Here is a 9,197-nt window from a genome sequence, read left to right on the forward strand (position 1 = left end):
TTTGCCTTACCACCGATATACTGATTATGAAATTCTGAATTGTCCAATGGATTAAGCCTCCTTCCGTTTTATTTCCGCTCTATATATCTCACCAACATATGAAATATATTTTGAAATCCTTTTCAGATATTATTTATATATTATACTTATTACTTTTTATTTATTTCCTTTCTCGTCAGAAATAAATTTTATTAAATTTAATATATAACTTTTATCTGGTTTATTGGATTTCTTTTGGATTGACTTTATAATAGCACCACCCCTTTTATTTGTCAATACTATTTTTTATTTTTATTTTAATTAATTTATAATTTTCTTATTGTATAATAATATTCTGATAATTTATATTTTTTCACCATTTCGCTCACTTCATATTGTTAACTTTACTTTTTATTTGGTTGACAATTAACCTTCCTTCTTTTATACTTTTTATAAAGTATTTTACAGGAGGATTGTAGCTATGTTTCAAAAACCAGATGACTTACCACAACACCCTTCACAGACAGCATCTCCAGGCAGCATTTGCCTTTCCACGCGTTCTATGGTACTGACTGCTTTAATAACAGCTGTGACCTGTATTCTGGCACCGCTTTCTATTCCCATTCCTTTCAGCCCTGTACCGATCACGCTGACAAATCTTGTCATCGGATTCAGTATCTATCTTCTGGGATGGAAGAAAGCTACTTTAAGTTACATTATCTACCTTCTTCTGGGGCTTGCCGGACTTCCTGTATTTTCCGGCTTTTCCGGAGGATTTGCCAAATTTGCCGGTCCCACCGGAGGATACCTGATCGGTTTTATCTTCCTTACTATAATCGGCGGACTTATCATAGATCATTTTCCGCAAAACCGTATCTTTCATGCTATCGGTCTGATCGCCGGAACCGCTGTCCTTTACTTATTCGGTACATACTGGCTCTCATTTCAAATGGAGCTGTCTTTTACTGCCGCGTTAGCTATTGGCGTCATTCCGTATCTGGCAGGAGATTCTGTAAAAATTATTCTGACTGTCATTCTCGGTCCGGAGCTCTGGAAACGAGTAAATGCAGGAATTTCTTAAAAAGGGCTGCCCCCACCGGGCAGCCCTCTCTTTGCTTTTTTATAGTTTATCCTTTTACTGCGCCTGCTGCCACACCTTTGATTATATGCTTCTGGCAGGACAGATAGAAAATGATCACCGGGATGACCGCCAGGATCAGCGCCGCCATGATGGCGCCCATATCCACCCGTCCGTAGCTTCCCTTCATATACTGGATCGCAATGGATATGGTCTTGTATTCATTCAGGTCCAGCACGAGGTATGGCAGGAGGAAGTCATTCCAGATCCACATGGTTTCCAGTATCCCCACAGATATATATGTCGGTTTCATAATAGGAAGCACCACAGAAAAGAAGGTGCGAAGAGGCGTGCAGCCGTCGATAAGAGCCGCTTCCTCGATCTCCAGCGGGATGGACTTTACAAAGCCGCAGAACATAAAGACTGCCAGTCCTGCCCCGAATCCCAGGTAAATGATGATAATTCCCCAGGGTGTGTTGAGCCTGGTCCGGTCCGCCACCAGAGACAGGGTGAACATCACCATCTGGAAAGGTACTACCATGGAGAACACGCAGAGCAGATAGAGAAGCTTTGTAAACTTTGTCTTTACCCTTGTAATATACCAGGCACACATAGATGTGCACACAAGGATCACCAGTACGGAGCCAACGGTAATAAATACCGTCCAGCCCACGGCGCTGAGCAGCTCGTACTTGTCAATGGCTGTCAGATAATTCTCAAGGCCGTTCCATGTCTTTTCTATCGGCAGCGTAAAGGGTTCTTTGTTGATATATACTTTTTTCTTAAAGGAATTCATAAGCACGATCAGTATGGGGGCGATGTAAACCAGTCCAAGAATGGTAAAGATACCGGTCCCAGCTGCGCTTATCCTGCTTCTCTTTTTCATTTACTGCTGCACCTCCTTTGAACGGGTAGCCCTAAGCTGGAGCATACCGATAGCCACAACGATGACGAAGAAGATCACCGCTTTGGCCTGTCCGACGCCCTCCCATCCGGTACGTCCGTAGAATGTGTTGAAGATATTCAGCGCCATCATCTCGGACATCTTGGACGGTTCTCCTGCCGTCAGTGACAGGTTCTGGTCAAAGAGCTTGAATCCATTGGTAATAGACAGGAACATACAGATGGTGATGGATGGCATCATCATGGGGATGGTCACTTTGAAAAGTCTCTGGATCCTCGATGCGCCGTCGATCTGGGCCGCCTCCACCACATCTCCGGGGATGGACTGAAGCCCTGCAATGTAAATGATCATCATATAACCAATCTGCTGCCAGCTCACCAGAATAATCAGTCCCCAGAATCCATACCACTCATTCAGTCCCAACGCTGTATTGTAACGAGCCAGTATGCCGTTAAAAATAAGCTGCCAGATATAGCCAAGTACGATGCCTCCGATCAGGTTCGGCATAAAAAAGATCGTGCGGAAAATATTGGTTCCACGCATTTTCTGTGTCAGCGCCATGGCAAGGGCAAAGGCGATCACATTGATCACCACCAAAGAGACCACAGCGAAAAGGGCTGTATACCAGAAAGAATGTCTGAATACAGTGTCCTTAAATGCCTCAATGTAATTGGATAATCCGACAAATTTCGCATCTGTGACTGTGGTAAATTTACAGAACGAAAGCCAGATCCCCATTATGAACGGAATAATAAATCCAAGGATAAACGCGCAGAATGTGGGAAGCACAAAGATAGGCATATACCGCTTGATCGCTTTTTCCATATAAATCCTCCTCCTTCTGAAAAAGCGGCGTTCAGACTTTTTCTGCCCGCCGCTTTCCTGTTCAATTCTATATATCTTTCAGCTCTTCCGGAAAGATTACTCTGCCGATGCCGCTGCTTCTGTAGCCCATCCGTCTACAAACGCGCTTACAACTTTATCCCAGTTGGCATCTGTCTGATCTGCCGCATATGCTGTCAGCGCAGAACCTACACCGTTTTTCCACTCTTCAGAAGGCATGGTTGAGAATACCCATGTCACAGGTGTTTTTCCGTCTTCCATATATGCGTTGGCTTCATTCACCAGTGTATTTTCAGACTCAAGGTTGGACTTGAACGGAATGACAAATCCCATATCTTTGCACATAGCCTCTACACCTTCATCGGAAGTTACGCACCAGTTCATGAAATCCAGTGTTGCCTGGATATCTTCTTCAGATGCCTGGGAATTTACACACCAGTAGTTCTCTGTTCCTGTGCAGACACCCTGGTTCTCCTCACCCTCAACTCCGATATAGATCGGAAGAATGCCAAGGTTCTCATCTCCGATATCCGCAATATTGTTGTACTCCCATGTACCGTTCTGGTAGAAGACTGCTTCCTCTGTCACAAATTCTGCTGTGGAGTCGTCGGCTGTCTTTGTGGAAATCTCTGTCGGTTCGCAGGTTGCATTATTGATGTACAGATCCCAGATCTGGCGGTAATTGTCAAGGTATGTGCCCTTGATGGCGTCTGTATTGTCAATACCCTCATCCTTGTACTCATAGTAGATCGGAAGATTGGCCAGATGTGTCTTGAATCTCCAGTCAGATGAACTGTCCATTCCTGCTGATGTAAATGCGGAGAATCCAAGTTCATCCTTTCTTGCCGTGATGTCTTCCACTACCTTTTTAAAGCTGTCAAAGTCTGTGATATCCTCTGCTGTGTAGCCTGCTTTCTCAAGAAGGTCCTTGTTGTAGATAATGCCGTAGTTCTCGATAACGTAGGCAATACCTGCCATCTTATCGCCATCCATCAGCGCAAAGCTGTCGTCTGTCAGCTCCCCTGCTATGTCAGAATCAGACAGATCATAACAGTAGTCTTTCCAGCTTGCCAGTCCCACCGGTCCGTTTACCTGGAACAGGGTAGGCGCATCTGTCTTTGCCATTTCTGATTTCAGAGTTTTCTCATACTCTCCGGAAGCTGCTGTCAGAACTGTCACCTCCACGCCCGTCTCCTCTGTGTAGACTTCCGCCAGTTCCTGCCAGTAATCGTCCGCTTCAGGTTTAAAGTTGAGGTAATATACCTTTCCTTCTGCTTCGCTGCTTCCGCTGTCCCCGGAATCGGAGGAGCTTCCGCATCCTGCTGCCAGGCCTGCTGTCATCGCCGCAACTAATAATAATGATATTACTTTTTTCTTTTTCATATCCTTCCTCACCTTTCTGAAAACCTCGGTTTTCTTTGTTCTGGGATTATTATAACCGCCCTTTTCTCCTCCCCGTTATCAAATAGAAAACCAGGAATGCCAAAAAAAATACTTCAGCGCCGGTATGTTCTCCGGCTCTGAAGTATCACTGCTCCTCCAGAAATTCCTGGATGCTCTCATCTTCTTTTCTTGTAAATTCCTCCGGGCTGATCTTGCCCTGGGCCAGATCAGGGAGGATGGTTCCCAGCGTCTCCTCCTGCAGGATGGAGTTCCATTTCACCTGGTAGTTAGGGACAAGGACCGGACCGCTTTTGTAAGTCTCTATATAGTCCCTCTCCGCCTGGGTCAGGGAATCCGGGTTCTTCTCAAACAGTTCCTCCCTTTGCCCCATGTTCATCTGCGTGCGCAGCTTCAGAAGAGCCGCCGCTCCCTCTTTGACTTCCTGGCTGTAGCTGGACACAATGGCCCAGCCAAACGTCTCCGGAGATGAGATCAGCCTGTTTTCCGGAAATGCCGAGAATCTTACTTTGTCCTGCCACTCTTCCGGAATCTGATCCATCATCCAGTATCCGTTGGGAATCATAGCTGCCTTCCCGGAGAAAAAATTTTCATAGGACACATCAAAATCAACATACAGCGCATCATCTGTGGTGTACTGAAACAGCCGCTCCAGTGTCCGGGCAATACGCAGCCCGCTTTCACCCTGGTAGGTGTCCGGGTAGAACTGCTGCATGAATTGCAGCCCTTCCTCCGTGGAGGCTGTCTCCGCCGTGGCAAAAAGCATGGGCACCCAGGCTGTCCCTTCCGTATGAAGGGCCAGCGGAGTGATACCGCAGCTCTCCAGCTTCTCACAGCACTGCCAAAATTCCTCCCATGTGTCAGGAAATTCTTCAATGCCTGCCTGGGCAAACAGCTCCTCATTCCAGAAAATCCCGGAACAGGAAAATGCCGCCGTACTGACAGGGCCCAGATAAATACTGCCGTCCTCCTCGCTGCAGGACTCCAGCACCGACGACTCGATCATCTCCATCCACTCTTCATCTTCCTTGATATATCCGGACAGTTCCTCGATCCTGCCATCCTGGATCATCGTATAATAGAAAGCGGGAAGCATCCGAAGATCCGTAATAACTGCCGGGAGGGTATCCGTCACATTCTGCCGTTTCAGGTTCTGCCGGTACTCTTCCTCCGTCTCCATGACCCACTCCACATCCGCCTGCCACTTTCCATCATACAATACATTGAATGCCTGGATCACATCCTCCTCATTTTTATTTCCTGTAGAGGAGTCCACGATCAGGATGACCGGGATGGACACCTCCTCCCCGCCTGCTTTTTCCTCTGTCTGCCTTCCCGCGCAGCCTGCGGCTGCTACGGAGAAAAGCAGGGAAACCGTTGCCGCCTGTATGAATCTTCCTTTAAATCTGTATCTGTTCCTGCTCATATGCCTCCTGCCCGTCTCCTTGAGGAATTTTAATTGTACACGTTGTTCCATCAGCTTCCGCTTTGCAGTAAAAAGCCGCCCCGTCCCCGTACTTCAGCCGAAGCCGGGTCAAAATATTTACCACGCCGTAGCCATGCCTCTTATCCGGAAAGCTGTTTTTCATCTCTCCCAGCGGCAGCTTGTTCATTCCGTTGATCTTCTGCACCATGTCCGCCTCCATGGGGGTGCCATTATTATACACCTCCAGGTACAGCTCTCCTTCTTCCTTCCACACAGTGATCCGGATCTGTCCTCCCTCAAAAATATCCTGGAATCCATATTTTACTGCATTTTCCACAAGAGGCTGCAGAACCAACTTCAGAACGGTTGTATGGGCGGCATCCACCTGGCATTCCACTTTATATGAGAAAAGATCTCTATTTCGTATCTGCTGGATCTCCAAGTAGCTCTTCACATTCTCCAGCTCATCTTCCACAGTCACTATATCGTTTCCTTTGCTCAGCGACAGCCGCAGATATCTGGACAGGGCCTGGATCATCCGCATAGTTGTCTCTTCCTTGTTGATCCGTGCCAGCATATAGATCGTATCCAGTGTATTGTACAGAAAATGGGGATTGATCTGGCTGATCAGCATGTTCAGCTCCGATGTGCGCAGCTCTCTCTCCTGCTCCTTGATCTCCTCCAGCAGCCTCTGGATATTCCCGAGCAGTTCATTGTAGGAGTGACCGATCTCGTCCAGCTCTGTGTTTGTGTGAAGCTCTATGGTCCGATCAAAATTGCTGCCGTCAAATTCCGCCATGGCCGTCCGGATCTCCTGGATGGGCTTTGTAAATCTTCTGGAGAAATAAATACTCAGCACCGCAGCCGCAGCCAGCACTACAAGGTAGATCCCGGCCAGCACCAGGAAAACAGGGAAGATCCCCTGGTTCAAAACTTTGTCCGGCACAAAAGAAAAGACCGCCAGCCCGCTGGCCTCATCCCGGTACGCCGACAGAACGCCTCCAGGAATTTGCTCCCCCTCCAGGATCATACCGGCAGATCCGCTCCCGGCGATACGCTCCGAAATATCTGCCTGGCGCTTCTTACCCAGGCTGAATTCCTCCGGGACCGAGGAAAAACAGAGCTGTCCTTTGGTGTCGATAATTCCAACCGCCGCCTCGCTTGTCAGCTCTCCACTTGTCCCTGTGATCCCCTCCAGAAACGCATCATCCATCTTGAAGAACAACATTCCGGGCTCGTGGGCGTACTCCATGCTCCGGACATACCTTCCGATAAAAAGCGCCTCCTGCTCTGTTCCAAAAAGCGTATCCTTCGCCCAGAACCATTTCGTCCGGGCGTAGTCCTCTCCCAGATAGTCCTGGAAACCGCTGTCCGTCACATCCTCAAAGGTTACATCTGAATAGGATTTACTGTATACGTTCCCTTTATTATCCACATAGCAATAATCTGCGATGTGCTCCAGCCCCACATAGGCGAAATACTTACTCAGACCAATGCGGCTGACTTCCTCCAGCCCCTTACTGCGCAGGCTCTGCTGCACATCGTCATAAAGGACGCACTCTGCCGTCGCCTCATCGCTCTGACGGAACAGATTTTCCAGACTGATGCCCATTCTCTCCGTCATAAACTCGTATTTTGCGATCACCGCCCGGGTCAGCCTGTTCTTTATATACAGGCCGGCCCCCAGGCTGGAGAGAAGAAGCGCAAGCCCCAGGAGCGCCGCTGTATACTTCAGATATTTTTTCTGTATACCGGATACCTTCTCGTTTCTTTTCATATTGATTTCTGTCTATCCCTCATACTCTTTCTTGTATTCGCTTGGGAGCTTTCCCGTGTACTGCTTGAACACATGGGAAAAATAGGACGGGTTGTGGATCCCCACCGCTTCACAGATATCTCCGATACTGCCTTTTCCTTCCTCCAGCAGCTTTTTGGCCTTCTCCATCCTCTGCTGGAGAAGATACTGCTTAAACGTCATGTGGAACGTATTTTTAAACACCCTCCCAAAATAGACCGGGTTCAGATAAATATGGGAAGCTACAGATACAATAGACAGTTCCTCGTCCCTGAGATGCTCCTCTATGTAGGCCACTGCCTCTGACATGTACTCTTTGAAATATCTTGTCTCATCCTGTTTTGCGTCGCTTTTTCTCACTTCAATGGCCGCGCACAGGATCCGATAACAGACATCAACCATCTTAGCCGCGCTGATGCTCCTCAGATTATCATAATAGCCCCGGAACTTTTCCCGGATATCTTCCGTCAGCCCGTAAGATGCCTGGAGCATAAGTTCCACTTTCAGCATCATCCGGTGGAGATGCTGCCGCTGCTGTTCCTCCTCATGGGGCAGCCCGTAGACAAACTGGACAAAGGCCTCCTTCAGCTCTTTCTCACTGTTCCTGCGCACAGCGTTCACGATGAGGTTGTCCCTGTCCCCGCTTTCTCCGGCCGTCGCCGCCTGGTCCGGCAGCTCCACCCCCTCCGGGGAAGTAAAAGCACCCGCTCCGGACACACTGGCAATCTCGAACAGCTTCCGTGCTTCCACATAACTTCTTTTGATCCCGGCAATTCCTTTGTAGGGCTTGGATATGGCGGCTATGACCCTGCTTTGCTCCTCCTTTTTGATGTATTCCAGGAAGTGCTTCAGCTTTCCCACCGCCTCTTTGTCCGTGGTGCGGACGATAAATGCGCTGCCCGTCTCCTCCCCGTCAGCCCGCCAGCAGAAATAGCGGCTCTCCAACTCTTCTTCCAGCCTTTTAAGAAGTGAGAATCTGGCCGCTTCATAATCCAGGTAATCCGTGATCTTGTAGGCCACATCTATATCCGCATACACAGTGATAAAGCGCTCCTCATTTCCAGGCATATCCCCCAGCGTCCGGAAAACTTCTTCCACTTTTTCCTCCGGGAGCCTGTCCCGGACATAATTCTGCACAACCACCTGCTGAAAGCTGGTCCCATCCTTTACCAGAAGTTTCTCCCAGCTCTCATACCTGGCCTCCTGCTCCATCTGCTCCATACAGGTCCGGTAGGCTGCCTCCATGGTCTCCCTAAGCTTTTCGTCCTCAATAGGCTTCAGCAGATAAGCAAAAGCCCCCAGATCACAGGCCTGCTGGGCATAGTCGAAATCCCGGTAGGCACTGAGGACGATAAACATGCAGTCCATGTCCGTTTTCTGGATCTCCTCCATCACCATAAGCCCCGTGATCTGCTTCATCCGGATGTCCGTCAGCACCGCATGGGGTTTTGTCTCTTTGATCACTTCTATGGCCTGTTCGCCGCTCTGGGCCGAGCCCACTACCTTAAAGCCCATATCCGCCCAGTCATAGGTGTCAAGCAGTCCCTGCAGCAGGATGGGTTCATCGTCCACGATCACAAGTTTCAATAATTTCATAAAAACCTCTTCTTCCAGGAGCGCCCGGCCAACCTCCTGCTGACCGGTACACTGATTCTATTTTATCATATCATCATGTACTATTTTAAGTCCTCCAGGAGAAAAACCTGTAACAAAAACTATACATGGTATATAAAAAATTAAACTCATGTACTTCCTTACTGACACTTGAAAA

At 48.3% G+C, this 9,197-nt stretch carries 7 protein-coding genes; 1 reads left to right on the plus strand and 6 read right to left on the minus strand.

What is annotated here, in order from left to right:
• Positions 1–460 precede the first annotated feature (460 nt).
• Positions 461–1,060 carry a biotin transporter BioY gene (locus tag WJ238_RS03340; protein WP_331489921.1) on the plus strand — a complete coding sequence of 200 codons (600 nt, stop codon included), beginning with the start codon at positions 461–463 and terminating at the stop codon, positions 1,058–1,060.
• A gap of 46 nt (positions 1,061–1,106) precedes the next feature.
• Here the strand turns inward: WJ238_RS03340 and WJ238_RS03345 are convergent, their stop codons facing one another.
• From WJ238_RS03345 to WJ238_RS03370, 6 genes are all read right to left on the minus strand, one after another.
• Entirely contained in the window at positions 1,107–1,943 is an 837-nt protein-coding gene (locus WJ238_RS03345; RefSeq protein WP_230107363.1) for a carbohydrate ABC transporter permease, read from the minus strand.
• Positions 1,944–2,786, minus strand: a complete 843-nt coding sequence (locus WJ238_RS03350) for a carbohydrate ABC transporter permease (RefSeq protein ID WP_230107364.1) — start codon at positions 2,784–2,786, stop codon at positions 1,944–1,946.
• Between the two features lie 96 nt (positions 2,787–2,882).
• Entirely contained in the window at positions 2,883–4,187 is a 1,305-nt protein-coding gene (locus tag WJ238_RS03355) for an ABC transporter substrate-binding protein (RefSeq protein WP_256193423.1), read from the minus strand.
• A gap of 145 nt (positions 4,188–4,332) precedes the next feature.
• On the minus strand, positions 4,333–5,631 hold the full coding sequence (locus WJ238_RS03360; protein WP_337606144.1) for an ABC transporter substrate-binding protein: 1,299 nt from the start codon (positions 5,629–5,631) through the stop codon (positions 4,333–4,335).
• On the minus strand, positions 5,606–7,408 hold the full coding sequence (locus tag WJ238_RS03365) for a sensor histidine kinase (protein WP_337606145.1): 1,803 nt from the start codon (positions 7,406–7,408) through the stop codon (positions 5,606–5,608). The genes WJ238_RS03360 and WJ238_RS03365 overlap by 26 nt, the downstream gene beginning before the upstream one ends.
• Before the next feature lie 12 nt (positions 7,409–7,420).
• A complete protein-coding gene (locus WJ238_RS03370) occupies positions 7,421–9,022 on the minus strand; it encodes a response regulator (protein WP_230107368.1) in 1,602 nt (533 codons plus the stop codon).
• Between the last annotated feature and the right edge of the window lie 175 nt (positions 9,023–9,197).

Source organism: Claveliimonas sp., from assembly GCF_037273965.1.
Lineage (GTDB): Bacteria > Bacillota > Clostridia > Lachnospirales > Lachnospiraceae > Claveliimonas > Claveliimonas bilis.

Bases quoted from the DNA above. Each gene is read 5' to 3' on its own strand.
- WJ238_RS03340 (WP_331489921.1), top strand. From the start codon at position 461: ATGTTTCAAAAACCAGATGACTTACCACAACACCCTTCACAGACAGCA.
- WJ238_RS03345 (WP_230107363.1), bottom strand. From the start codon at position 1,943: ATGAAAAAGAGAAGCAGGATAAGCGCAGCTGGGACCGGTATCTTTACC.
- WJ238_RS03350 (WP_230107364.1), bottom strand. From the start codon at position 2,786: ATGGAAAAAGCGATCAAGCGGTATATGCCTATCTTTGTGCTTCCCACA.
- WJ238_RS03355 (WP_256193423.1), bottom strand. From the start codon at position 4,187: ATGAAAAAGAAAAAAGTAATATCATTATTATTAGTTGCGGCGATGACA.
- WJ238_RS03360 (WP_337606144.1), bottom strand. From the start codon at position 5,631: ATGAGCAGGAACAGATACAGATTTAAAGGAAGATTCATACAGGCGGCA.
- WJ238_RS03365 (WP_337606145.1), bottom strand. From the start codon at position 7,408: ATGAAAAGAAACGAGAAGGTATCCGGTATACAGAAAAAATATCTGAAG.
- WJ238_RS03370 (WP_230107368.1), bottom strand. From the start codon at position 9,022: ATGAAATTATTGAAACTTGTGATCGTGGACGATGAACCCATCCTGCTG.